The 21,772-nt window shown below is 57.5% G+C and carries 35 protein-coding genes; 3 read left to right on the top strand and 32 right to left on the bottom strand.

The window, feature by feature from the left end; genetic code table 11:
- The first annotated feature begins 26 nt into the window (after window positions 1-26).
- Complete coding sequence (locus KI787_12245) at window positions 27-284, top strand: Fis family transcriptional regulator (protein MBV6630724.1); 258 nt, start codon at window positions 27-29, stop codon at window positions 282-284.
- 53 nt (window positions 285-337) lie between these two features.
- Window positions 338-1,933, top strand: a complete 1,596-nt coding sequence (gene purH, locus KI787_12240; protein MBV6630723.1) for a bifunctional phosphoribosylaminoimidazolecarboxamide formyltransferase/IMP cyclohydrolase — start codon at window positions 338-340, stop codon at window positions 1,931-1,933.
- Between the two features lie 215 nt (window positions 1,934-2,148).
- Here the strand turns inward: purH and KI787_12235 are convergent, their stop codons facing one another.
- Complete coding sequence (locus KI787_12235; GenBank protein MBV6630722.1) at window positions 2,149-2,643, bottom strand: GreA/GreB family elongation factor; 495 nt, start codon at window positions 2,641-2,643, stop codon at window positions 2,149-2,151.
- A gap of 347 nt (window positions 2,644-2,990) precedes the next feature.
- Window positions 2,991-3,830 carry an NAD(P)-dependent oxidoreductase gene (locus tag KI787_12230; protein ID MBV6630721.1) on the bottom strand — a complete coding sequence of 280 codons (840 nt, stop codon included), beginning with the start codon at window positions 3,828-3,830 and terminating at the stop codon, window positions 2,991-2,993.
- 79 nt (window positions 3,831-3,909) lie between these two features.
- Between KI787_12230 and KI787_12225 the strand changes: the two genes are divergently transcribed.
- Window positions 3,910-5,256, top strand: coding sequence for a dicarboxylate/amino acid:cation symporter (locus tag KI787_12225; GenBank protein MBV6630720.1), 1,347 nt, complete (start codon window positions 3,910-3,912; stop codon window positions 5,254-5,256).
- Window positions 5,257-5,498: 242 nt separating this feature from the next.
- Here KI787_12225 and KI787_12220 read toward each other — a convergent pair whose 3' ends face one another.
- From KI787_12220 to KI787_12075, 30 genes are all read right to left on the bottom strand, one after another.
- Complete coding sequence (locus tag KI787_12220; GenBank protein ID MBV6630719.1) at window positions 5,499-8,093, bottom strand: DUF1302 family protein; 2,595 nt, start codon at window positions 8,091-8,093, stop codon at window positions 5,499-5,501.
- 124 nt (window positions 8,094-8,217) lie between these two features.
- Window positions 8,218-8,607: a 50S ribosomal protein L17 gene (gene rplQ, locus KI787_12215; protein ID MBV6630718.1), complete on the bottom strand. Its 390-nt coding sequence runs from the start codon at window positions 8,605-8,607 to the stop codon at window positions 8,218-8,220.
- A gap of 27 nt (window positions 8,608-8,634) precedes the next feature.
- Window positions 8,635-9,612, bottom strand: a complete 978-nt coding sequence (gene rpoA / locus KI787_12210) for a DNA-directed RNA polymerase subunit alpha (GenBank protein ID MBV6630717.1) — start codon at window positions 9,610-9,612, stop codon at window positions 8,635-8,637.
- Window positions 9,613-9,636: 24 nt separating this feature from the next.
- A complete protein-coding gene (gene rpsD, locus KI787_12205; GenBank protein MBV6630716.1) occupies window positions 9,637-10,263 on the bottom strand; it encodes a 30S ribosomal protein S4 in 627 nt (208 codons plus the stop codon).
- An 11-nt stretch (window positions 10,264-10,274) separates the two neighbouring features.
- Entirely contained in the window at window positions 10,275-10,670 is a 396-nt protein-coding gene (rpsK, locus tag KI787_12200; GenBank protein ID MBV6630715.1) for a 30S ribosomal protein S11, read from the bottom strand.
- An 18-nt stretch (window positions 10,671-10,688) separates the two neighbouring features.
- Window positions 10,689-11,045, bottom strand: a complete 357-nt coding sequence (gene rpsM / locus KI787_12195; protein MBV6630714.1) for a 30S ribosomal protein S13 — start codon at window positions 11,043-11,045, stop codon at window positions 10,689-10,691.
- A gap of 75 nt (window positions 11,046-11,120) precedes the next feature.
- On the bottom strand, window positions 11,121-11,237 hold the full coding sequence (gene rpmJ, locus KI787_12190) for a 50S ribosomal protein L36 (protein MBV6630713.1): 117 nt from the start codon (window positions 11,235-11,237) through the stop codon (window positions 11,121-11,123).
- Window positions 11,238-11,253: 16 nt separating this feature from the next.
- A complete protein-coding gene (gene secY / locus KI787_12185) occupies window positions 11,254-12,588 on the bottom strand; it encodes a preprotein translocase subunit SecY (protein MBV6630712.1) in 1,335 nt (444 codons plus the stop codon).
- Window positions 12,588-13,019 carry a 50S ribosomal protein L15 gene (gene rplO, locus KI787_12180; protein ID MBV6630711.1) on the bottom strand — a complete coding sequence of 144 codons (432 nt, stop codon included), beginning with the start codon at window positions 13,017-13,019 and terminating at the stop codon, window positions 12,588-12,590. Before rplO ends, secY begins: the two co-directional genes overlap by 1 nt.
- A complete protein-coding gene (rpmD, locus tag KI787_12175) occupies window positions 13,019-13,204 on the bottom strand; it encodes a 50S ribosomal protein L30 (GenBank protein MBV6630710.1) in 186 nt (61 codons plus the stop codon). The genes rplO and rpmD overlap by 1 nt, the downstream gene beginning before the upstream one ends.
- A 17-nt stretch (window positions 13,205-13,221) precedes the next feature.
- Window positions 13,222-13,731: a 30S ribosomal protein S5 gene (gene rpsE / locus KI787_12170; GenBank protein ID MBV6630709.1), complete on the bottom strand. Its 510-nt coding sequence runs from the start codon at window positions 13,729-13,731 to the stop codon at window positions 13,222-13,224.
- Window positions 13,732-13,749: 18 nt separating this feature from the next.
- Entirely contained in the window at window positions 13,750-14,097 is a 348-nt protein-coding gene (rplR, locus tag KI787_12165) for a 50S ribosomal protein L18 (GenBank protein MBV6630708.1), read from the bottom strand.
- A gap of 8 nt (window positions 14,098-14,105) precedes the next feature.
- Window positions 14,106-14,636 carry a 50S ribosomal protein L6 gene (gene rplF, locus KI787_12160; GenBank protein ID MBV6630707.1) on the bottom strand — a complete coding sequence of 177 codons (531 nt, stop codon included), beginning with the start codon at window positions 14,634-14,636 and terminating at the stop codon, window positions 14,106-14,108.
- A gap of 12 nt (window positions 14,637-14,648) precedes the next feature.
- The gene (gene rpsH / locus KI787_12155; protein ID MBV6630706.1) at window positions 14,649-15,044 is read right to left on the bottom strand and encodes a 30S ribosomal protein S8; all 396 of its coding nucleotides are present in this window, start codon (window positions 15,042-15,044) and stop codon (window positions 14,649-14,651) included.
- A gap of 19 nt (window positions 15,045-15,063) precedes the next feature.
- Complete coding sequence (gene rpsN, locus KI787_12150) at window positions 15,064-15,369, bottom strand: 30S ribosomal protein S14 (protein ID MBV6630705.1); 306 nt, start codon at window positions 15,367-15,369, stop codon at window positions 15,064-15,066.
- Window positions 15,370-15,384: 15 nt separating this feature from the next.
- Complete coding sequence (gene rplE, locus KI787_12145) at window positions 15,385-15,921, bottom strand: 50S ribosomal protein L5 (protein ID MBV6630704.1); 537 nt, start codon at window positions 15,919-15,921, stop codon at window positions 15,385-15,387.
- A 14-nt stretch (window positions 15,922-15,935) separates the two neighbouring features.
- Window positions 15,936-16,250 carry a 50S ribosomal protein L24 gene (gene rplX / locus KI787_12140; GenBank protein MBV6630703.1) on the bottom strand — a complete coding sequence of 105 codons (315 nt, stop codon included), beginning with the start codon at window positions 16,248-16,250 and terminating at the stop codon, window positions 15,936-15,938.
- Complete coding sequence (gene rplN, locus KI787_12135) at window positions 16,251-16,616, bottom strand: 50S ribosomal protein L14 (GenBank protein MBV6630702.1); 366 nt, start codon at window positions 16,614-16,616, stop codon at window positions 16,251-16,253.
- Window positions 16,613-16,891 (bottom strand): 30S ribosomal protein S17, encoded by a 279-nt coding sequence (gene rpsQ / locus KI787_12130; GenBank protein MBV6630701.1) that lies wholly within the window; start codon window positions 16,889-16,891, stop codon window positions 16,613-16,615. The genes rplN and rpsQ overlap by 4 nt, the downstream gene beginning before the upstream one ends.
- A complete protein-coding gene (rpmC, locus tag KI787_12125) occupies window positions 16,888-17,082 on the bottom strand; it encodes a 50S ribosomal protein L29 (protein ID MBV6630700.1) in 195 nt (64 codons plus the stop codon). The genes rpsQ and rpmC overlap by 4 nt, the downstream gene beginning before the upstream one ends.
- Window positions 17,082-17,495, bottom strand: a complete 414-nt coding sequence (rplP, locus tag KI787_12120) for a 50S ribosomal protein L16 (GenBank protein ID MBV6630699.1) — start codon at window positions 17,493-17,495, stop codon at window positions 17,082-17,084. Before rplP ends, rpmC begins: the two co-directional genes overlap by 1 nt.
- Before the next feature lie 13 nt (window positions 17,496-17,508).
- Window positions 17,509-18,168, bottom strand: a complete 660-nt coding sequence (rpsC, locus tag KI787_12115) for a 30S ribosomal protein S3 (GenBank protein ID MBV6630698.1) — start codon at window positions 18,166-18,168, stop codon at window positions 17,509-17,511.
- A gap of 2 nt (window positions 18,169-18,170) precedes the next feature.
- A complete protein-coding gene (gene rplV / locus KI787_12110; protein ID MBV6630697.1) occupies window positions 18,171-18,503 on the bottom strand; it encodes a 50S ribosomal protein L22 in 333 nt (110 codons plus the stop codon).
- A 10-nt stretch (window positions 18,504-18,513) separates the two neighbouring features.
- Complete coding sequence (rpsS, locus tag KI787_12105) at window positions 18,514-18,783, bottom strand: 30S ribosomal protein S19 (protein MBV6630696.1); 270 nt, start codon at window positions 18,781-18,783, stop codon at window positions 18,514-18,516.
- A gap of 10 nt (window positions 18,784-18,793) precedes the next feature.
- A complete protein-coding gene (gene rplB / locus KI787_12100) occupies window positions 18,794-19,621 on the bottom strand; it encodes a 50S ribosomal protein L2 (GenBank protein ID MBV6630695.1) in 828 nt (275 codons plus the stop codon).
- 11 nt (window positions 19,622-19,632) lie between these two features.
- Window positions 19,633-19,950, bottom strand: a complete 318-nt coding sequence (gene rplW / locus KI787_12095; GenBank protein MBV6630694.1) for a 50S ribosomal protein L23 — start codon at window positions 19,948-19,950, stop codon at window positions 19,633-19,635.
- Complete coding sequence (rplD, locus tag KI787_12090; protein MBV6630693.1) at window positions 19,947-20,552, bottom strand: 50S ribosomal protein L4; 606 nt, start codon at window positions 20,550-20,552, stop codon at window positions 19,947-19,949. Before rplD ends, rplW begins: the two co-directional genes overlap by 4 nt.
- Before the next feature lie 11 nt (window positions 20,553-20,563).
- The gene (gene rplC, locus KI787_12085) at window positions 20,564-21,193 is read right to left on the bottom strand and encodes a 50S ribosomal protein L3 (GenBank protein ID MBV6630692.1); all 630 of its coding nucleotides are present in this window, start codon (window positions 21,191-21,193) and stop codon (window positions 20,564-20,566) included.
- 91 nt (window positions 21,194-21,284) lie between these two features.
- On the bottom strand, window positions 21,285-21,593 hold the full coding sequence (gene rpsJ / locus KI787_12080) for a 30S ribosomal protein S10 (protein ID MBV6630691.1): 309 nt from the start codon (window positions 21,591-21,593) through the stop codon (window positions 21,285-21,287).
- Window positions 21,594-21,674: 81 nt separating this feature from the next.
- Window positions 21,675-21,772, bottom strand: a 98-nt coding sequence (locus KI787_12075) for an elongation factor Tu (protein MBV6630690.1), incomplete at its 5' end; no start/stop codon positions are given.

Here is a 21,772-nt window from a genome sequence, read left to right as displayed (position 1 = left end):
CGTTGCCCCGGCCTCGATCCCCGCTTATGTCTGAGTCGGCCTCTCCGCCGCTGAACCAACCTCTTGGTGAGTACGTTGAAGCCTGCGTGCAGGATTACTTGCGCACGCTCAACGGCGCCCAACCGGCCCCTTTGTACGAAACGCTGATGGAAGAGTTCGAGCGCCCCCTCCTGCGCGCTGTCTTAGCCCATTGCGAAGGGAATAACACCAAAGCCTCCGCCATTTTGGGGATCAACCGCGCCACGCTGCGTAAGAAGCTGCAGAAATACAATCTCTCTGCATAACGACGAAGGCGACCTTGTTGACCTTTTACTCACCTCTTGATTGAGCTTGCTCCATGATTACCGCGCACCCGGACAGTGGCGACCTGCATGGTCGGCGTCCTATTCAAACCGCCCTTATTTCGGTTTCTGACAAAACGGGCATTGAAGAATTCGCCCGCTCCTTAAGCGCGCGTGGGGTCACCCTCATCAGCTCCGGTGGTACCGCGAAACAATTGCGCGCCGCCGGACTGGAAGTCCGCGAAGTTGCGGAACACACTGGATCTCCAGAGATTTTGGGTGGGCGGGTCAAAACTCTGCACCCACGCATTCACGGCGGCATCTTGGCGCGCCGCGGGGTGGACGAGCAGACACTGGCCGAAGAAGACATCACGCCCATCGATCTCGTGGTCGTGAACTTGTATCCCTTCGCCGCCACCGTCGCTGGCGATGCGGACTATGCGACTGCGGTGGAAAATATCGACATCGGTGGCCCCGCCATGCTGCGCGCCGCCGCGAAGAATCACCGTGATGTCACCGTCCTGGTTGACCCCAGTGATGCCGCCGAGCTGCTGCGGGAGATTGACGCAGGCGGACCCGACTTCGCCCTACGTCAGCGCTTGGCGCTCAAGGCCTTTGCGCATACTGCAGCCTACGACGCCGCCATTGTGGACTGGATGGGCCGCTGCGATGACAACACACCGCAGGCACGTACCCTAGGGCCTTACATCGGCGGTCAATGGCGCTTACATACGGCCCTGCGCTACGGCGAGAACCCTCACCAGGCGGCCGGCTTTTACGCCGACGCACGCCCCGTTGCAGGGACTTTAGCGGGTGCTGAATTACTGCAAGGCAAAGCCTTGTCGTACAACAACATTGCCGATGCCGATGCCGCCTGGACCTGCGTGAACGAATTCCAGGGCCCAGCCTGTGTCATCGTCAAGCACGCCAACCCCTGCGGCGTTGCGCTGGGTGCTGACCTCGGTAGCGCCTATGAACGCGCCTATGCCTGCGACGCCACCTCTGCCTTCGGCGGCATTATCGCCGTGAATGACGAGGTGGATGCTGCGCTGGCGCAATCGATTCTCGAGCGTCAATTCTTGGAAGTGCTCATTGCTCCGGCTTTTAGCGCACAAGCGCTAGAAGTGCTCGCCTCGAAGCCGAATGTGCGTGCCCTCGCGACTGGGGGACCCTTGGCACGTAGCTCACGCTTAGACCTACGCAGTGTCAGCGGAGGAATGTTAGTCCAGGAGTCTGACACTCTTTGTCTGCAAGACAAAGACGTGCGCAGCGTGACCGCCCAGCCCATCGAAGCCGAACAGCTCACCGACCTTCGCTTTGCGTGGTCTGTGGTCAAAATGGTCAAGAGCAATGCCATCGTGTTCGTCAAAGACGGGCGCACACTGGCGATTGGTGCGGGGCAGATGAGTCGCCTGGACAGCGTGCGCATTGCCGTGCGCAAAGCCGAGGGTGCTGGTTTATCTCTGGATGGCAGCATCATGGCCTCCGATGCCTTTTTCCCCTTCCCCGACGCGATGCTTGCGGGCGTAGAGGCTGGCGCCAAAACGATTATCCAGCCCGGAGGCTCTATGCGTGACGAAGCCGTCATCGCTGCCGCCGATGCCGCCGGAGTCGCCATGGCCTTGACCGGGCGTCGGCACTTCCGACACTAAGTAGTCATTCCCTCATATGAGGCTGCCCCTATCCAGGGGCAGAACCTCCTTGCGAATGCACCGCACTGGTTTGGCTTGAACCCACGCGGAGTCGGCATTTCTCCTGCTCAGGGAGGAACGCGCAGCATGCGCAACCACCCCATGGCCATGGTATGGGGGATATCGCAAGCGCCTCAGGAGTCGTAGGGCGCCGCGGAAAACCGCAGAAGCTCCGCTCAGGAGCCATGCTCTGGGTCAGAATAGTCCACCGCCAGGATGGTCCATACCCGCATGCCCTGCTCCGTATCCAAGCTCACTTCCACTTCATCGTCAACCTGTTTGCCGATCAGTGCCCGCGCCAATGGGGCTCGCCAATTCACTAAGCCCTTGGCTGGGTTGGCCTCATAGTCGCTCACCAGTTGAAAGCGCCGATCCTCACCGCGGTCACTTTGGATATGCACATGGGCCGCAAACCGCACCTTGGAGCAGTCCGCTGGAGCTTGTCGAATCACCTGCGCGGTATCGATGAGTCGCCCGAGGTAACGAAGGCGCCGGTCGAGTTCGCGCAATTCTTTTTTGCGGTAGATGTACTCCGCGTTTTCCGAACGGTCCCCCTCAGCGGCGGCCGCCGATAGGGCGTCTACCACCAGATGGCGCCGCTCCCAGCATTGTTGATGCTCCTGGCGTAGACGATCCCAGCCCGGTGGCGTCAGCAGGGTACCGGGATTCATCGGACCACCACCGCGTAACCGCCTGTTGCAACAGGCATTCGCGACAAAAATCGCGCAACCCCATGTGATCGAAGGCCTCGCCTGCGGCAGGAGCGCGCCAGGCCATGCGAACACTGTGCGCATCGGCATCCAAAATTTGTAAACACGGACGACCCTGTTCGAAGCCGACCCGAACTCGCGCTCCGGACATCAGAGCTTCTCCTCAACAAACCAGGCTTCATATTAATGATAATGATTGCTATTTGCAATTAATAAAAGACATCACGTTGTTCGCCCAGAATTGCACCTAGGCCGTGGAGCCCGCCACTCGCTTTGCGCGGGTGTGTCGTCCGAGCATGGCAGGCTGGCTACAGCGGCGGTGTTGACTGAGGCACGAAGAAATCGGGCACCAACTGAGCACCGGGAGTCACCGCATACTGCTCAAAGTCGGTCACTCCTGCCTCTTTGAGGACGAGGTCATCAATGAAGAATTGCCCGGTCGTGCTGCGGGCCGACTGGGTGAGAATATGCCAGGCCGCATCCCCCATGATCTCCGGCTTACGGCTCGCGGCCGCCATTTGCTCCCCCCCCAAGAGGTTGCGTACAGCCGCCGTGGCGATGGTTGTCCGCGGCCACAGGCAATTGAAAGCAATACCGTCGCGGCGAAACTCCGCCGCCATCGCCCAGGCATAAATGCTCATGTTGTACTTAGCCACACTGTAGGCGGGGTGTTTATCGAACCACTGTAGGTCCCAATCCAGGGGTGGAGACAAATTCAAAACATGCGGGTTCTCTGCCTGTCTGAGGTGGGGCACGCAGCTACGCGCCACCAAAAAACTTCCCCGCGCATTGATCTGGTGCATGAGGTCATAGCGCTTCATATCCAAGGTTTCAGAGCCCCCCAAATTGATGGCGCTAGCATTGTTGACACAAATGTCTATGCCGCCGAAGGTCTCCACCGCTTTGGCGACGGCTGCCAACACCTGCTCCTCGGAGCGAATGTCGCAGATCAATGGAAGCGCCTCACCACCCGCTTCCCGCACCTCCTCCGCCGCGGTATAGATGGTGCCCTCTAACTTGGGGTGGGGCTCGGCCGTTTTCGCGGCAATCACCACTCTGGCGCCGTCGCGCGCTGCGCGCTTGGCAATGGCCAAGCCAATTCCCCTTGAGGCGCCAGTTATAAACAACACTTTGTTTTGCAGACTCATCGAATCTCCTCCAGTTCATTGGCCGGTGCAATGCGGCCCGCAATGCTAATCTGTAAGACTACCTTGGGAGCGATGCACTATGGCGTCTGGACACCGCCTGACTCTATTCATTCTATGCGGATTGGTACTGGGCACTTTGCTAGGCGAAGGCCTCTACCGGTGGTACGACGGCAATGTATCCGCCGCCTGGATCACACCACTTTCTCTGCTCGGAAACACCATCTTTATGGGAGCCCTGAAGATGGTGCTCCTCCCGCTGATCGTCTCCAGCGTTATCGTTGGGGTGTGCAGCATTGGTGATCCCCGGCACCTGGGCCGCCTCGGAGGGCGCGCTTTACTCTACTACTTCGGCACCATGTTCATCGCTGTGGTCACCGGCTTGGTCATCGTCACGACGCTACAACCAGGCGACCCGCAGGGTACGGGAACCGGCTTAGGTTTGGCTGTGATTGAGAGCGGCGAAAGTAGTTATGCACAAACCAACGAAACCCAGCGTACGCGAATTGAGGAAACCGGCCAGGGTGGGCTGGGACGGGTGGCGCAAAACCTGCTGTCGCAGCTCGTCCCCGCCAATCCCCTTGGCGCAGCCGCAAACTTTCAGCTGCTCCCTGTCATAGCGTTTTCCATATTCCTCGGCCTCGCTCTGGTTACCACCGGCGACAGGGCCAAGCCACTCGTAGCAGTGTTTGAGTCCTTGCTCGCTGCCAGTATGCGCTTGGTGGATTGGATTCTCGCTCTGGCCCCATTGGGTGTGCTGGCTCTGGTGGCCTGGACGGTGGCACGCATCGGACTGGGCTCTTTGTTTGGCCCACTCAGCTGGTATGTGCTCGCTGTACTGCTTGGTCTGGCCGTCCACGGCCTGGTCACCCTCCCGCTGCTACTGCGCGGCTTCAGCGGAGCCTCTCCCTGGCAATTCGCTCGCGGCATGCGCCCCGCGCTGCTCACCGCCTTTGGCACCGACTCAAGCTCTGCCACCTTACCCGTGACCATCGAATGCGCCCAGACAGCCGGGGCCTCCAAGCGCTCCAGCCGCTTTGTATTGCCGCTCGGGGCCACCATCAATATGGACGGTACAGCGCTCTATGAGGCAGTCGCCGTGGTGTTCTTATTCCAAGCCTACGGCATCTCTTTAGGCCCTGAGCAACTTATCATCGTCGCCATTACCGCCACACTGGCCGCTGTGGGCGCCGCCGGCATCCCCTCCGCCGGCCTGGTCACCATGGTGATTGTTGTGGAGGCCGTGAACGCAAGCTTAGGCCCCTCAGTCGCTGCCCTGCCTATGGCTGCGGTAGGCATCATCTTAGGCATAGATCGCTTGCTGGATATGTGCCGCACTGTGGTCAACGTCTGGGGTGACGCGGTTGGCGCCCGCATACTCAGCCGCTACGCACCGGACGACTCTGCAGCAGACCACTCGTCTTCCTAGACGGGCGCATAAGACGTCGGCGCCCCGAGTGCACGACCCCCAGGTGGGGACGCACCCGCTATAGCACGGCGAAACGACGCAGCTGCCAGGCATCCGCGAGGGGGCTCTAGCAGCGCATTGCATCAGGTCATCTATCCAGAACTGATCTCAGGCTCTCGCATCGTCGTGCCTCCTGGCGACGCCCGGACAAGACCGGCCCCACCAGGGGGTGTTCGCTGACTGGAGGCTAACTTCGCGCTGGCTTAGAACTGATAACGTAAGAAGAGCTGCGCGAAGTCACGATCTCGGAGCAGGTTCTGGGCGCCGCCACCGGTATACCAGCCATAGCCGGCATTAAACGACCAAGCGCTCTTGTAACGGGTTTCGATGTTCAAGTAGGCGGATTTCCGCCCTTCAACAAAGTTCTCACCCGGTCCAGGTGATATCCCGTTCACATCATGCCCAAGGATAAAGAAGGGCTGAACGGAGATGCCCGGCAAGACGGACTCGTAGCGCACAATACCAATCAGGCGATAGCCCCAGGCTGACTGGGTGGTGTACTGGTTGGTTTCCTGCTGAGGGTTAAAACGCAAACCATCCGCACCCGCAACGCAAATCCCCGGATAACAACCTGGGGCCTCTTGCCGGATCTGCTCTGGTGAGGCGTTGGTATCCCCCGCCGCCAGAGAATCTGGGTCGACCACACCAGCGGAGGCATGTCTGTAAGTGCCCGGAGCTTCGATCTGGAACACGTGATTGGCCGGCGCGTTCAGCAAGCGATTGGCGCCTGCCTCAAACAACAAAATGACTTGGTCAGCACCAATGGGATTCTGGGTGTTGCCCAGGATATAGGTTGCCCCCAAGGTGAACTGCAGCGTTTGAATGCGCTCAAAGCCTCGAATGTAGCTATTCGGGACGTTCTCGCCCACGGTGTTCCCGCGATAACTGGTGATAAAACTGGGGAAGGAGCGTTGCACAGAAGGCGCATCACCACCATTGCCGTTGGGCCCCAACACCACGGGTACCTGAGGGATCAGGTTAAAGGTGTTCGGGCCGGACTGACTCAGAGGGTCCTGGGTACCGGGTATCAAGCCACCACAGGGGACCGCATTTTCATCCACTTGAGTGGCACCGCCTTGTAAGGATCGGTGACAGGATGTCAGCGTAGGGCCAAAGCCCGAAAACACCAAATCTTCGGGGTCCACCTGCACGGGCTGGTTGGGCCGGTAAGCGAACTCACCTTGCAGAGATAGATCGCCAAAGGCGGTGTTAAATGACATGCCATACATGCGAATGTCCTCCGGATACTCCAGAACAAAATCCAAAGTGTCCAGAGGAACGGCATCCGTCACCTCACCGGTGCCGATGAGCTGCAACCCATTGCTGATCACGGGTAAAGGAATAATGCTACCAAGCGCTCCCGTAATCTCATCAATGCCGCCACCCAGCGGGTCCAGCAAGGCCTCTCCCAGTCCGCCCAAATTCGCTAAATCTTCGGCGAGGGGCAGGTTAGGACACGCCAACAATAAGCTGGCGAGGTTAAAGGCATCCACGCCACTATTCGCACCCTGCCCGGCCGGGGCATTAGGATGGGTCCGCGCGCAGCTTAAATCGGTGGCATAGGTGCTGAAAAAGGGCAGCCGCGAGTGGTAGTTCATGAAATAGAAGCCGATGTCCGTCCCATTGTTCAGGTCTTCGGCGTAGTACTTAAAGCTCACACCGAACTGGCCACTGTCGCTGGCCTCCAGATCGCGACTGCGTCTGTAGGAGGTCAAGGTGGAATCGGTCAATGCCGCCAAGGGGTTATTCAGTGGAGTCCCTATTCCGTAGGGGTCATCCGCGGCTCCGCCGAAGGAGACATTGAAGTGGTCCACAACATCGTTGGTGCCAAGATCAGCAAAGCTAAAGAAGGTTCCGGGAGTGGGCGCCTCTAGGGGCTGCCATTCCAATTGGTAAAACGCCTCTATAGACAGGTTGTCGGTCAATCCTGTGGTCGCATAGAGGGTATTGATCGGGATGAACACCTCTTCTGGGGTGAAGCCGATCCGGAAGAAGTTGTTGGCGTTTACAGGGTTGGCTGAGTTCAAAGACCCCAGCACCAATAGTGTAGATTCCCCCCAAGAGACCGACTGACGCCCGAGTTTCAGGGACAGCTCGCGACCACCTGGTAAGTCGAAGTAGGTGTAGAAGTACAGATCCAGAATCTGCAGGTCGGTCCCCGCTTGGCGCAAGGCTTCTTCGTTGGTTCGCGGAACGCTGGTGGGCAAACCAGAGCCATAACTGCCTGGAAGCACTCCAACGGCATCGAGCCCCGTACCTAAGACATCCGCTTCGGACGGGGGCGTGCAGTCGGCTCGATCAGGCCCGGAACAATCGAGATAGTTCGGTCGAAACTCGTCAAAGTCGTTGTTGACGAAATCGTAAAAATACAACCAACGCCCAAATATGCCCCAGTTATCGCCCTCAAGATTGACGTCTTGGGTCAGCTTAAAGGGGGCTTGAATGAGATCGTAGCGATCGTAGTTCCAGTTGCCATTATCGAAGTTCGTCGAAAACTGGCCGGTCTGGTTCACCAGGGCCATGCCGGGACCTAGGTCGTTCTGATTAATGCCCTGACAGGAGTTGGCATTCACGCCATTCTGGGTACCACATGCCAGCGGGTTGATATTGGCTTTGCCCAAGAGATCCTGGCTGCGATCCTGCATACGCATGGCCGCGCCAAGCGTCATGGAGGTGTTCAGTACCCCCTGCAACTCCTGACCAAAAAAATCCAGATCAAACTGTAGCGCTGAAGCTGGCGTGGCAAACAGAGCCGCGCACAGCAAACCGCTGCCGCGCATGAACGTGCGTTGTGTCATGGACAATCCCTTCAATCTCCCCTCGAACACCTCATGTGCCCGTCTTTATATTGTACGCGGTCATCAGTCTGACACAAACAAAAAACCCCGCGTAAAGCGGGGTTTTTTTCGTCAGCCGCCAGATTTACTCGGCGCTGGGTGTTTGCTCTGCAACTTCGTCGCGACCAACAAGCTCTACGTATGCCATGGGAGCGTTGTCCCCGGCACGGAAACCGCACTTGAGAATACGAAGATAGCCACCGGGGCGTTCTTTGTAACGGGGCCCAAGGTCAGTGAACAGCTTGCCCACCATGTCCTTGTTGCGCAGGCGGGAAAACGCCAGGCGACGGTTGGCCACGGTATCCGTTGCTGCACGTGTGATCAACGGCTCAGCCACCCGGCGCAGTTCTTTAGCGCGAGGCAGCGTGGTTTTGATCAGCTCATGCTCAAACAGGCTGTTGGTGAGGTTCTGCATCATGGCCTTGCGATGCGAACTCTCGCGGCCCAACTGACGTCCAGAATTGCGATGGCGCATGGTTTGTTTCCTTTATCCGCCGAGGCCTTAAGCCTCGGTTTGTGGCGTTTGCCAATTTTCTAAGGTCATGCCCAAGCCCAAATCGTGGGACGCGAGCACATCTTTGATTTCCGTGAGGGACTTCTTACCAAGGTTCGGCGTTTTAAGAAGGTCGGCCTCAGTGCGGCGTACGAGGTCACCGATGAAGTGGATATTCTCTGCCTTGAGGCAGTTTGCACTGCGTACGGTGAGTTCCAAATCTTCGATGGGACGCAGCAACATAGGATTAATGTTGTCGGTTTCCTCTTCCTCGGCGTTACCTTCCTGCTGCAAGCCAACAAAGACCTGAAGTTGCTCATGAAGGATACGCGCCGCTGCGCGCACCGCATCTGCCGGGCTGATCCCGCCATTGGTGCTGACATCCAGAACCAACTTATCGAGGTTGGTCCGCTGCTCTACACGCGCCGCCTCAACGGCGTAGCTGACACGGCGTACAGGACTGAAGCTGGCATCCAAGGGCAAACCACCCACGAGGTCTGCCTCTTCCTCGGACAAATGCGCCCGACTCGCCGCAGGTTGGTAGCCGCGCCCCCGCGATACCGTCAGGACGATGTCAAGGGATCCACCAGTTAGGGTCGCAATGTACGAATCTGGGTTCATGACTTCTACATCGTGATCCAGAGTGATGTCAGCCGCAGTAACGGGGCCCTCACCAGACTTTTTCAGATGTAACTTCGCCGATTGACGAGCAGTCATGGCCACAGCAACGTTCTTGAGGTTGAGGAGGATATCGAGAACGTCCTCCTTCACCCCATCAATGGCTGAGTACTCGTGCACGACCCCAGCAATCTCTACTTGAGTAATCGCAGCGCCGGGAATGGAAGACAGCAAGGTGCGCCGTAGCGCATTGCCCAGGGTGTGGCCAAAGCCACGCTCGAGAGGCTCGAGGACGATACGCCCGCGGTGGGGACCCACTTCCTCAATGGCACTAACTTTGGGAACCAGCAGTTCAGCAACACCAACCATGTTTGTTTCTCTCTCCTTCGCCGATTACTTGGAGTAAAGCTCGACGACGAGGTTTTCGTTTACATCTTCTAAAAACTCGTCCCGATCTGGAACACGTTTGAAAATGCCTTCAAATTTCTTGTCGTCCACTTGCAGCCATTCCTTGATACCCACCTGTTGGGCAACATTCATGGCGTCTTGGATGCGAATTTGGGCACGAGACTTCTCGCGCACTGCCACCACATCCTCGGGCGACACTTGATAGGACGCAATGTTGACGGTTTGGCCATTGACCGAAATCGCCTTGTGCGAGACCAGCTGACGTGCTTCAGCGCGAGTAGCGGCAAAGCCCATGCGGTACACCACGTTGTCTAAGCGCCGCTCTAATTGTTGCAGCAGGATCTCGCCCGTTGAGCCTTTTTGCTGAGCAGCACGACGGTAGTAGTTACGGAACTGACGCTCCAACACACCGTAGATATAACGCAGCTTTTGCTTTTCTTGAAGCTGTAGCTTGTAGTCAGAAGACTTGGACCGCTTCGCTGCAGCACCATGTTGACCGGGTGGAGTGTCTAGCCGGCACTTGCCATCCAGACCACGACCACGGCTTTTGAGGAACAGATCCGTGCCAACGCGACGGGACTGTTTGCACTTAGGACCAGTATATTTCGCCATCGTGTAATTCCTTAGACCCGACGCCGCTTAGGTGGGCGGCAGCCATTGTGCGGGATGGGGGTCACATCTGTGATGTTGGTAATCCGGAAACCCACAGCATTCAGCGAGCGCACAGCAGACTCTCGGCCGGGACCGGGGCCTTTTACGCGCACTTCCAGGTTCTTCACCCCATGTTCCTGGGCGGCAACGCCGGCCTTTTCAGCAGCCATCTGAGCCGCAAATGGAGTGCTCTTACGAGAGCCCTTGAAACCACTGCCACCGCTAGTCGCCCAGCTGAGCGCGTTGCCCTGGCGGTCCGTGATCATCACGATAGTGTTGTTAAAGGTCGCGTGAATGTGCGCAATACCTTCGGCGATGTTTTTGCGGACGCGCTTGCGTGCGCCGCGCGCCGGTTTTGCTTGAGCCATGAGTTCTTAAATTCCGAATTAACGCTTGATGGGACGCCGTGGCCCTTTACGGGTACGCGCATTGGTCCGCGTACGCTGGCCGCGCAGAGGCAAACCCCGCCGATGGCGTAAGCCGCGATAGCAACCCAGGTCCATCAGGCGTTTGATGTTCATTGAGACTTCCCGCCGAAGATCACCCTCGACGATGTATTTAGCCACCTCGGTACGCAAAGATTCGACTTCGCCATCCGAGAGTTCTTTGATCTTCCGTGCCGGTTCCACACCTGCACCTGCGCAAATGGCCTTCGCCCGCGTAGGGCCCACACCATAGATCGCTTGCAGTGCGATAACGGAATGCTTATTGGCCGGCACGTTGATGCCCGCGATACGAGCCATGAATTATTCTCCGAAAACAGTAACGAGGTGCGGGAAAACCGCGAATTTTAGCTTTTACGCTAAGCAGAAATCAAGTCAGCCCTGACGCTGCTTGTGCCGGGCATCCGAGCTGCAGATCACACGGACCACACCATTACGGCGGACCACTTTGCAGTTACGGCACATTTTCTTAACCGAGGCGCGAACTTTCACGTCGTACTCCTAACACTCAGGACCGTACCGCGCTGGTACGACCGTTGCCTTTGAGGTTGGCCTTTTTCAGAAGGCCATCATATTGATGGGACATCATGTGCGCCTGTAGCTGCGCCATAAAGTCCATGACCACCACCACGATGATCAGCAAGGATGTGCCACCGAAATAGAACGGCACATTCCAGCCCAAAATTAAAAACTCCGGTAGCAAACACACGGCGGTGATATAGGCTGCGCCTACCACAGTCAACCGCGTCAGTACCTTGTCGATATATTGTGCCGTAGAACGCCCGGGGCGAACTCCAGGCACATAAGCATTCGAACGCTTCAAGTTGTCCGCTGTGTCTTTGCTGTCAAAGACGATAGCGGTGTAGAAGAAGCAAAAGAACACAATGAGCATGGCGTACAGCAACACGTACAGTGGCTGACCTGGCGACAAGGTATTCGCTACCGTTTGCACAAGACCACCGCCCTCTTCCCCGAAAAACCGCACCATTGAGGCCGGGAACAGGATGAGGCTGCTGGCGAAGATGGGCGGGATAACACCGGCCATGTTCAATTTCAGCGGCATGTGCTGCGACGGGGCCGCATACACCCGGCGCCCCTGCTGACGGCGTGCGTAGTGGATAGGAATCCGCCGTTGAGCACGCTCCACGTACACCACAAGTGCCGTCACTCCGAGCGTGAAGGCCGCAATGGCGAGTAGCTGCCAACCCTGGATAGACCCATCCGACACCATCTGAGCGGTGCCGCCCAGAGCTGATGGGAGCCCAGCCACGATACTGGTGAAAATGAGGAGTGAGATGCCATTCCCGATGCCACGCTCCGAGATTTGCTCCCCGAGCCACATGAGAAACATCGTCCCCGTCACCAGGGAGACCGTCGCGGTGAACACAAACCCAGGCCCAGGCGCGATGGCAATGTTATTCGACTGCAAAGCAACCGAAGCGCCAACCGCTTGGAAGGTCGCCAAAGCCAATGTGCCGTAACGCGTGTACTTGGTAATTTTGCGACGCCCAGACTCGCCTTCTTTACGCAGCTCTTTGAGCGAAGGCGTCACCGCCGTCATCAATTGCATGATGATGGACGCGGAGATGTAGGGCATGATCCCCAAGGCAAAGATCGACAAGCGCTCTAGGGCACCACCGGTAAACATCACCCCTAAATCGAGGATGGTACCGCTTTGTTGCTCGAACAAAGCCTCTAACTGAACCGGATCGATACCAGGAACTGGAATAAAGGTTCCGATTCTAAAGACCAGTAATGCGCCAAGCACAAACAAAATGCGGTTGCGCAAGTCCTGCAAGCGCCCGAAGTCAGGCATCGCGGCAGTGGCATTGCCCTTGGCCATTATTCGACCTTACCGCCCGCCGCTTCGATCTGTGCCTTCGCACCAGCAGTCGCAGCAATGCCAGATACAGTCACCGCAACATCAAGCTCACCATTTTTGATGATTTTGACAATCTCGGCGTGGCCAGGAACCAAACCTGCTGCCTTCAGTGCAGCGATATCGACAGTCTCGCCGGAGAAGCGCGCAAGCTTAGCAGTCCCCACTTCAGCACGAAGGTCGCGCATGGCGCTGGTGAAACCACGTTTGGGCAAGCGGCGGTAGATTGGCATCTGGCCGCCTTCAAAGCCGACCTTGTGATAACCGCCACTACGCGCTTTCTGGCCCTTAACACCACGGCCGCTGGTCTTACCCAGGCCTGAACCCGGGCCACGACCAACGCGCTTAGCAACAACGCGGGCACCGTCGGCCGGAGAAAGGTCATTCAGTTTCATCAGACCGACTCCACTTTAAGCATGTAGGAGATTTTGTTGACCATCCCCATGTTCTCGGGGGTGGCTTCACGAACAACACTTTGGTGCATCTTGCGCAGGCCCAAACCATGAGCGCAGGCTTTATGCGATTGCAACCGTTTATTCAGGCTGCGCACCAGGGTGAGGCGCACTTGTTTATCAGCCATTGGTTTACTCCAAACTCTTAGGCCGCGCCGCCGACGATGTCGGACACGGCTTTGCCACGCTTGGCGGCAATGTATTCAGGATCGTGTACCGAGCCCAGTGCGTTGATCGTCGCCCGCACAATATTGAGCGGGTTACGTGAGCCATAAGACTTGGCCAGAACGTTCGAAACGCCTGCAGCTTCAAGAACTGCGCGCATCGCACCACCAGCAATAACGCCAGTACCTGAAGACGCGGGACGCATGAGCACCTGAGTGGCGCCATGGGTTCCAACCACGCGGTGGTGAATGGTGTCGCCTTTGAGGTGCACCGTCACCATGTTTTTGCGAGCACGCTCCATGGCTTTCTGGATTGCGGCAGGCACCTCACGCGCCTTGCCGTACCCGAAGCCCACGCGACCATTACCGTCTCCAACAACCGTCAACGCGGTGAAGCCAAACTGGCGGCCACCCTTGACGACCTTGGCAACACGGTTGATGCCAACGAGCTTTTCAATAAGATCGCCGTTGTCTGTATCCGTACGAGCCATGTTGAACCTTTCCAATAATTAGAACTTGAGGCCGGCTTCGCGCGCGGCCTCGGCCAGCGCCTGAACGCGACCGTGGTATTTGAAACCGGCCCGGTCAAAGGCCACTTGTTCGACGCCAGCGGCTTTAGCCCGCTCAGCAATCAATGAACCAATTTTCTTGGCAGCATCGACGTTTCCAGTAGCGCCGCCGCGGAAATCCTTTTCTACGGTTGAAGCGCTGGCCAAGGTCTGATCGCCATCGGCCGAGATGACCTGGGCGTAGATGTGGCGCGGTGTCCGGAAAATCGTCAGACGAATGGAACCAGATTCGAAAATGCGGGCCCGCGTCCGACGCGCGCGCCGCAGGCGCGTTTGTTTCTTGTTCATGACAGGACCTACTTCTTCTTAGCTTCTTTGCGACGAATGATCTCGCCAGCGTATTTAATCCCTTTGCCCTTGTAAGGCTCAGGCGGACGCCATGCGCGGATCTCTGCAGCCGTCTGCCCGAGGACTTGCTTATCTGCGCCCTTGAGGACGATTTCCGTCTGACTCGGCGTTTCGGCAGACACACCTTCAGGGAGCTGATAGTCCACAGGATGGGAGAAGCCCAAACTCAGACCCAAAACCTTACCCTTGGCCTGCGCGCGGTAACCCACACCAACCAACTCCAGCTTGCGCTCGAAACCCTGGCTCACACCGTGAACCATGTTGGCAATCAGCGCCCTCGCCGTACCGGCCTGTGCATAGGTCTTCGCACTCTCCAGCGGGACCAGACGTAGAATCTTGTCTTCCTGCTCTAAGGTGACCTCGGGGTGCAACTGCATGCTGAGCTCGCCCTTGGACCCTTTAACCCGTACGGTGCGACCGTCCGCCTTGACTTCAACGCCAGCGGGCAGCTCAATCTCTTTTTTCGCGACACGAGACATTACATAGCCTCCTTAGGACACGACGCAGAGCACTTCACCGCCCTGCCCGAGTTCGCGCGCCTTACGATCTGCGACCACGCCCTTGGAAGTCGAAATGATCGCCACGCCTAATCCACCAAGCACGCTTGGCAGGTCCTTGCAGCTTTTGAAGACGCGCAGCGACGGCTTTGACACCCGGCGCAGCTCCTCAATAACCGGCTTACCTTCAAAATAACGTAGGTCCACCACCAGCTCGCGACGGGCACCTTCACCCTGCTCGCGAACACCGCCGACGTAGCCTTCATCGACAAGAACGTCCAAGATCGACTTCTTCAGCGTAGACGCTGGAATCACGACCGACTTGGCATGGGTGCGTTGTGCGTTACGAATACGCGTGAGCATATCCGCGACGGGATCAGTCATACTCATGTTACCGATATCCCCTGTATTACCAGCTGGAAAGAGTCAATCCGGGGAGCTCACCTTTCATGGCGAGTTCACGGACCTTATTGCGGCACAAGCCAAAACGCTTGTAGACGGCGTGCGGACGACCAGTGATGGCGCAACGCGTCTGCTGCCGAACGGGGCTGCTATCGCGTGGCAATTTCGCCAACGCCTGCACAGCTGCGTAACGCTCGTCAAAAGGTGTGTCCGGATTGTTGATCGTTGCCTTAAGGGCAGCACGCTTGGCGGCCATGCGGGCAACAAGTTTGCTGCGCTTGTTCTCACGCGCAACCATACTTTTTTTAGCCATAACTCAATTAGGTCCTTACTTCCGGAAGGGGAACTGGAAAGCATCCAGCAACGCCCGACCTTCTTCGTCCGTGCGAGCCGTCGTGGTGATGGTGATATCCATGCCACGCAACTTGTCGATTTTGTCGTAATCGATTTCCGGAAAGATAATTTGCTCCGTCACGCCGAAGCTGTAGTTACCCTGCCCGTCGAAAGACTTGGGGTTAATGCCCCGGAAGTCACGAATACGCGGCAACGCAACCGTAACTAGACGCTCGAGGAACTCGTACATACGCTCGCGGCGCAGGGTCACCTTGCAGCCGATGGGCCAACCGTCACGGATCTTAAAGCCAGCAACCGACTTGCGACTCATCGTCACAACAGGCTTCTGACCAGCGATCTTGGTCATATCGCCAACAGCGTGCTGGATAATCTTCTTATCCGTAACTGCATCACCAAGCCCCATGTTCAAGGTCACTTTAGTAATACGCGGCACAGCCATTGGGGACACGCCAAGCTGCTCCTGCAATTGCGGACGCAGCTTTTCGTTATAAAGCGTTTGATAATTTGACATTTCTAATCCGCCCCTCAGCTGCCGACCACGTCGCCCGTGGAACGATAGACGCGCTGCTTGCGGCCTTCGACTTCACGGAAGGAGACTCGGTCGCCTTTTTCTGTCTTGGGGTTGTAGAGCATGACGTTGGACGCATTGATCGGCGCCTCAACCTCGACGATGCCACCGGCAACACCAGCGTTTGGGTTTGGCTTCTGGTGCTTCTTCACCAGGTTCAAACCTTCAACGATGACGCGACCATCTTTGCGGATCGCAGTGACAGTACCGCGGCGACCACGGTCACGACCGGTTGTAACGATGACATCGTCACCAGTACGCAAACGGTTCATTTAGAGTACCTCCGGCGCCAGCGAAATGATGCGCATGTACTTTTCACGCAATTCCCGGGTCACGGGGCCAAAAATACGAGTGCCGATCGGCTCAAGCTTTGCATTCAGCAAGACAGCGGCATTGCCATCGAACTTAATCAAAGAGCCATCGGGGCGACGTACGCCATGCGCAGTCCGCACCACAACAGCGTTGTAGACATCGCCTTTCTTGACCTTGCCGCGGGGGATCGCATCCTTCACGCTGACCTTGATGACATCACCAATGCCAGCATAGCGACGGTGTGAACCACCCAGCACCTTGATGCACTGCACGGTTTTAGCACCGCTGTTGTCTGCAGCTTGCAGGTAGCTCTCAGTCTGAATCACTTCACACCTCCCAGCACAGGCGCACGCTCGACCACGTTAACCAAGCGCCACGATTTGCTACGACTCAGCGGGCGGCACTGCTCCACCATGACGGTATCGCCAACTTTGCACTCGTTGCTTTCGTCGTGGGCGTGCACCTTGCGGCTCCGGGTAATGAACTTACCGTAGAGAGGGTGACGCATCCGACGTTCGACAACGACAGTGATGGTCTTATCCATCTTATCGCTGGAAACACGACCAACAAGCCGGGGGCTTTGCTTTTCCTGCTCACTCATGATTGTTGTTCCTGGGCGCGCAGCAAAGTCTTGCAGCGTGCGATTCCACGACGAACGTCACGAAGACGATGCGTCTTATTCGACTGACCTGTCGCCAGTTGCAGACGAAGATTCATCTGCTCACGACGCAAGTCGATGATTTCTTTGCGCAGACCTGCTGGATCAAGCGCTTTGAGGCTATCCAGTTCCATCACATCACCGTCCGATTAACAAAGGTGGTTGCAACGGGCAGCTTGGCGGCGGCCAAGCGAAAGGCTTCGCGCGCCACTTCTTCCGGCACACCTTCCATTTCGTAGAGCATCTTTCCTGGTTGAATCTGACTCACCCAGTACTCAACGTTCCCTTTACCCTTACCCATCCGAACTTCGATAGGCTTTTTGCTGATTGGCTTATCTGGAAAGATACGGATCCAGATTTTCCCACCACGCTTCACGTGACGGGTCATCGCGCGACGGGCGGCCTCAATCTGGCGCGCGGTGATACGACCGCGGCCGGTTGCCTTCAAGCCAAACTCACCGAAGGCCACACTGTTACCGTTCTGGGCCAGCCCGCGGTTGCGACCTTTTTGCTGCTTGCGGAACTTCATCCGCTTTGGCTGCATCATGACTCGTTACTCCTTAGGCTGCCGCTGTGTTGCGGTCATCTGCAGTTGCGAAGACCTCGCCCTTAAAGAGCCAAACCTTCACACCGATAATCCCGTAGGTGGTCGAGGCCTCAGCCGTGCCGTAGTCCACGTCAGCGCGCAAGGTATGCAGTGGAACCCGACCTTCGCGGTACCACTCCGTACGCGCAATTTCGGCACCGTTCAAACGACCGCTGACCTGAATTTTGATACCGCCCGCGCCAAGGCGCATAGCATTGCTCACCGCGCGGCGCATGGCTCGACGGAACATAATCCGACGCTCCAACTGCTGCGCAACGCTTTCAGCGACCAAGTAGGCATCGAGCTCCGGCTTGCGAATCTCTTCCACATTGACCTTGACCGGCATGGCAACCATTTGCGCCAGTTCAGCACGTAAGCGATCGATGTCCTCACCCTTCTTACCAATCACAATCCCCGGCCTTGCGGTGTGGATGGTGATGGCTACAGCGCCAGCCAGACGCTCAATCTGGATGCGGCTAACAGAGGCGTTCTTCAAACGCTTACGTAGCATTTCACGCACGCGGAAGTCAGCTTCTACGTTCTCACGATACTTAGACCGCTCTGCGTACCAGCGCGAACTATGCTCAGCGCTGATGCCTAAACGGAAACCAACTGGATGTACTTTTTGACCCATGATTAAACCTCTGCCACGCGCACGGTGATGTGGCTCAGCCGCTTGGTGATACGGTCGGCGCGACCCTTGGCCCGCGGCTTGATTCGCTTCATAGACGGCGCTTCATCCACAAAGATTTCACTGACCTTCAGCTCGTCAATGTCGGCGCCATCATTGTTTTCCGCATTCGCCACGGCGGATTCGAGAACCTTCTTCACCAGCGCCGCCCCCTTCTTAGGACTGAACGCCAGCAAATTAATGGCACTCTCAACAGGAAGCCCCCGTACCTGGTCTGCAACCAGGCGGACTTTCTGCGCCGAGATCCGTGCGTAGCGGTGTTTTGCAGTCGTTGCCATCTCGCTACTCCTACTTCTTCCGGTCGCCGGAATGACCTTTAAAGGTCCGGGTGGGAGAAAACTCGCCCAACTTGTGGCCGACCATGTTTTCAGTGACATACACCGGCATGTGCTGACGACCGTTGTGCACGGAGATTGTCAGACCAACCATGTCAGGCGTAACCATGGACCGACGCGACCAAGTCTTAATCGGGCGCTTCACCCGAGCGGACTGTGCCTCTTCGACCTTCTTCAACAGGCTGACTTCGACGAAGGGCCCTTTTTTAATGGAACGTGGCATCGTTTAACCCTTACTTCCGACGACGATCGCGAACGATCATCTTGTCTGTGCGCTTGTTACTACGCGTGCGATAACCCTTGGTCGGCATCGCCCAGGGGCTCACCGGATGGCGGCCACCAGAGGTACGGCCTTCACCACCACCATGCGGGTGATCAACCGGGTTCATCGCAACACCGCGAACGGTGGGACGAATACCGCGCCAGCGCTTCGCGCCCGCCTTACCCAGAGACTCCAGGCTGTGCTCACCGTTTCCGACCTCACCGATGGTGGCCCGGCATTCGGCGTGCACCTTGCGCATCTCGCCACTACGCAAACGTAGCGTGGCAAAACCGCCCTCACGAGCGACAAGCTGAACTGACGCACCGGCGCTGCGCGCCAATTGCGCACCCTTGCCAGGCTTCAGCTCGATGCAATGAACCGTGGTACCAACTGGCATATTTGCCAGCGGCATGCAGTTACCAGCAGCAATAGGGGCCGTCGCACCGCTTTGCACAGCAGCGCCGGCCTTCAGGCCTTTAGGCGCGATGATATAGCGCCGCTCACCATCCGCGTACTTCAACAGCGCAATATGCGCGGTGCGGTTGGGATCGTACTCCAAGCGCTCAACTACAGCAGGTACTGCGTCCTTGTTGCGCCGGAAGTCGATGATCCGATATTTGGACTTGTGACCACCACCGCGGTGACGCGTGGTAATACGGCCGTTATTGTTACGCCCACCGCTTTTGGACTGCGCCTCAGTCAGCGCCGCATGCGGAGCACCTTTGTGCAACTCCGGACGCAGGACGCGAACTACGTGGCGGCGACCAGCGGAAGTCGGACGAGCCTTTTGCGTGGCCATCGTTATTCTCCTTAGGCTTTGCCGCCGATGCCGGCGGTAAAGTCGATGGTCTGGCCTTCCGCCAAGGTGACGTAGGCCTTCTTCCAGTCACTCCGACGCCCCATACGACGGCCGAAGCGTTTTACCTTGCCCTTAACCTTCACAGTGGTCACCGCAGACACAGACACCCCGAAGAGGGTCTCCACAGCGCGACGGACTTGAGGTTTGGTGGCATCCGCAGCGACCTCAAAGGCAACGACGTTGTCGCCCTCGGCCAACCGCGAGCTTTTCTCAGTCACTAACGGCGCACGCAGCACCGTCAATGCCTTCTCAGCAGTGAGTGTTGTCATGCGTATTTCTCCGAAAGCGCCGCAGCAGCGTGCTGCGTGATCACGACAGTATCGGCACCAACCAGCGATACCGGATCCATCGCATCGACCGTCGTCAGAGCCAAGTGAGGAATGTTGCGCCCACCCAAGGCCAGCTCGCGGCTCAAAGCAACATCAACAACGAGGGTGCGACCCTCTGCCACGCCGCCCAACCACGCCTGCACAGCTTTGGTTTTCGCTTCTGGCAGATTAATTTCAGGCACGACGCGCAGGCGGCCGGAACGGTTCAGCTCGGACAGGATGCTGCGCATGCCTGCGCGGTACATCTTTTTGTTGACCTTCTGGCTGTGGTCGCGGTTCACGAACGCGAAAGTATGACCACCACCGCGCCAGATCGGCGAACGGATGGTGCCAGCACGAGCGCGTCCGGTACCCTTCTGCCGCCAGGGCTTACGACCACCACCAGCAACCGCGGAGCGGTTCTTAGTAGTCTTCGTGCCGGCGCGACCACCCGCCAAGTAAGCGGTGACGATCTGGTGGACCAGGCCCTCGCTAAAGTCAGCAGCAAAGACAGCGTCGTTAACTTGAACGGCGCCTTCACCAATGTGCATCGAAAGTTCCATGGATTTCCCCCTTAGGCCTTAACAGCCGGACGCACAATAACGTCACCACCCTTGGAACCAGGCACAGCGCCTTTCACCAAAAGCAGATTACGCTCAGCGTCGACCTTGACCACGCGCAAATTTTGCGTCGTTACGCGCGCCGCACCCATATGGCCCGACATTTTCTTACCAGGAAACACCCGACCAGGGGTTTGGTTTTGCCCGATAGAACCGGGAACGCGATGCGACAGCGAGTTACCGTGAGTTTGACGTTGACCACGGAAGTTATGCCGCTTGATGGTACCCGCGAAGCCCTTACCGATCGACGTGCCAACCACATCGACCAAGCTATTCTCTTCGAACTGGGTCACCGTCAACTCGGCACCAACTTCAAGCCCCTCTGGGGCCGCACCAACTTCCCACAGACCGCGGCCAGGGGCCACGCCGGTTTTCTTGAACAAGCCCTCTTCTGGCTTGCTCAGGTGCGACGCCTTCTTCGTGCCCGTGGTGACCTGCACAGCAGAGTACCCATCCGCGTCAGCAGACTTAATCGCGGTGACGCGATTCGGAAGCACTTCCAACACGGTGACCGGAACAGATTCGCCAGTCTCGAGGAAGACACGCGTCATGCCGCACTTGCGCGCGACCATTGCAGTTGACATTTTTAAAAGCCTCTTTGCTTGCCGCCGTCAGCCGGCGGTAGTTCAAACAGTTCCAAATACACGGCCGGAACATCCGGCCGCCTGCCTGCAGTTACTGCAGGCGAATTTGCACGTCGACGCCAGCAGCGAGGTCCAATTTGGACAACGCATCTACCGTCTTGTCCGTCGGCTCAATGATGTCGAGCAGACGCTTGTGCGTGCGGATCTCATACTGATCCCGCGCATCCTTGTTCACATGCGGTGAGATCAACACCGTGAAACGCTCCCGACGCGTAGGCAGGGGAATCGGCCCCTTAACCATTGCCCCGGTCCGCTTCGCCGTCTCTACGATCTCGCGCACTGACCGATCGATCAGGCGGTGATCGAAGGCCTTTAGGCGAATGCGAATCGTCTGATTCATTGCAGCCATCGAATAAATCCTTGAAACCAAAAAGAGGGGCGCCTCCTGGGGCGCCCCTCGCGTTAGCCAGCTATTATGACTTTATTCGATGATCTTTGCAACAACCCCAGCGCCAACAGTACGGCCGCCTTCGCGAATCGCGAAACGCAGGCCGTCATCCATGGCGATCGGAGCAATCA

The organism is Oceanococcus sp. HetDA_MAG_MS8 (genome assembly GCA_019192445.1).
Lineage (GTDB): Bacteria > Pseudomonadota > Gammaproteobacteria > Nevskiales > Oceanococcaceae > MS8.
The sequence above is the reverse complement of the archived record's forward strand: the minus strand, read 5'-3'. Positions and strand labels throughout refer to the sequence as shown.

Coding starts and splice junctions, on each gene's coding strand:
- rplQ (MBV6630718.1), bottom strand. CDS start 8,607: ATGCGCCATCGCAATTCTGGACGTCAGTTGGGCCGCGAGAGTTCGCAT.
- rpsE (MBV6630709.1), bottom strand. CDS start 13,731: ATGGCTCGTACGGATACAGACAACGGCGATCTTATTGAAAAGCTCGTT.
- rpmC (MBV6630700.1), bottom strand. CDS start 17,082: ATGGAACTGGATAGCCTCAAAGCGCTTGATCCAGCAGGTCTGCGCAAA.
- rpoA (MBV6630717.1), bottom strand. CDS start 9,612: ATGGTTGGTGTTGCTGAACTGCTGGTTCCCAAAGTTAGTGCCATTGAG.
- rplE (MBV6630704.1), bottom strand. CDS start 15,921: ATGTCAAATTATCAAACGCTTTATAACGAAAAGCTGCGTCCGCAATTG.
- rpsH (MBV6630706.1), bottom strand. CDS start 15,044: ATGAGTATGACTGATCCCGTCGCGGATATGCTCACGCGTATTCGTAAC.
- rpsM (MBV6630714.1), bottom strand. CDS start 11,045: ATGGCTCGTATCGCGGGCATCAACGTGCCGGCCAATAAGCATTCCGTT.
- KI787_12245 (MBV6630724.1), top strand. CDS start 27: ATGTCTGAGTCGGCCTCTCCGCCGCTGAACCAACCTCTTGGTGAGTAC.
- rpsK (MBV6630715.1), bottom strand. CDS start 10,670: ATGGCTCAAGCAAAACCGGCGCGCGGCGCACGCAAGCGCGTCCGCAAA.
- rpmD (MBV6630710.1), bottom strand. CDS start 13,204: ATGGCTGATAAACAAGTGCGCCTCACCCTGGTGCGCAGCCTGAATAAA.
- KI787_12225 (MBV6630720.1), top strand. CDS start 3,910: ATGGCGTCTGGACACCGCCTGACTCTATTCATTCTATGCGGATTGGTA.
- rpsC (MBV6630698.1), bottom strand. CDS start 18,168: ATGGGTCAAAAAGTACATCCAGTTGGTTTCCGTTTAGGCATCAGCGCT.
- rplP (MBV6630699.1), bottom strand. CDS start 17,495: ATGATGCAGCCAAAGCGGATGAAGTTCCGCAAGCAGCAAAAAGGTCGC.
- rplV (MBV6630697.1), bottom strand. CDS start 18,503: ATGGCAACGACTGCAAAACACCGCTACGCACGGATCTCGGCGCAGAAA.
- purH (MBV6630723.1), top strand. CDS start 338: ATGATTACCGCGCACCCGGACAGTGGCGACCTGCATGGTCGGCGTCCT.
- rplO (MBV6630711.1), bottom strand. CDS start 13,019: ATGAAACTGAATGACCTTTCTCCGGCCGACGGTGCCCGCGTTGTTGCT.
- rpsQ (MBV6630701.1), bottom strand. CDS start 16,891: ATGAGTGAGCAGGAAAAGCAAAGCCCCCGGCTTGTTGGTCGTGTTTCC.
- rplB (MBV6630695.1), bottom strand. CDS start 19,621: ATGGCCACGCAAAAGGCTCGTCCGACTTCCGCTGGTCGCCGCCACGTA.
- rplR (MBV6630708.1), bottom strand. CDS start 14,097: ATGAACAAGAAACAAACGCGCCTGCGGCGCGCGCGTCGGACGCGGGCC.
- rpsS (MBV6630696.1), bottom strand. CDS start 18,783: ATGCCACGTTCCATTAAAAAAGGGCCCTTCGTCGAAGTCAGCCTGTTG.
- rpsD (MBV6630716.1), bottom strand. CDS start 10,263: ATGGCGAAATATACTGGTCCTAAGTGCAAACAGTCCCGTCGCGTTGGC.
- KI787_12230 (MBV6630721.1), bottom strand. CDS start 3,830: ATGAGTCTGCAAAACAAAGTGTTGTTTATAACTGGCGCCTCAAGGGGA.
- rplF (MBV6630707.1), bottom strand. CDS start 14,636: ATGTCTCGTGTCGCGAAAAAAGAGATTGAGCTGCCCGCTGGCGTTGAA.
- rpsJ (MBV6630691.1), bottom strand. CDS start 21,593: ATGAATCAGACGATTCGCATTCGCCTAAAGGCCTTCGATCACCGCCTG.
- secY (MBV6630712.1), bottom strand. CDS start 12,588: ATGGCCAAGGGCAATGCCACTGCCGCGATGCCTGACTTCGGGCGCTTG.
- KI787_12220 (MBV6630719.1), bottom strand. CDS start 8,093: ATGACACAACGCACGTTCATGCGCGGCAGCGGTTTGCTGTGCGCGGCT.
- rplC (MBV6630692.1), bottom strand. CDS start 21,193: ATGTCAACTGCAATGGTCGCGCGCAAGTGCGGCATGACGCGTGTCTTC.
- rplX (MBV6630703.1), bottom strand. CDS start 16,250: ATGAACCGTTTGCGTACTGGTGACGATGTCATCGTTACAACCGGTCGT.
- KI787_12235 (MBV6630722.1), bottom strand. CDS start 2,643: ATGAATCCCGGTACCCTGCTGACGCCACCGGGCTGGGATCGTCTACGC.
- rpsN (MBV6630705.1), bottom strand. CDS start 15,369: ATGGCTAAAAAAAGTATGGTTGCGCGTGAGAACAAGCGCAGCAAACTT.
- rplW (MBV6630694.1), bottom strand. CDS start 19,950: ATGACAACACTCACTGCTGAGAAGGCATTGACGGTGCTGCGTGCGCCG.
- rplD (MBV6630693.1), bottom strand. CDS start 20,552: ATGGAACTTTCGATGCACATTGGTGAAGGCGCCGTTCAAGTTAACGAC.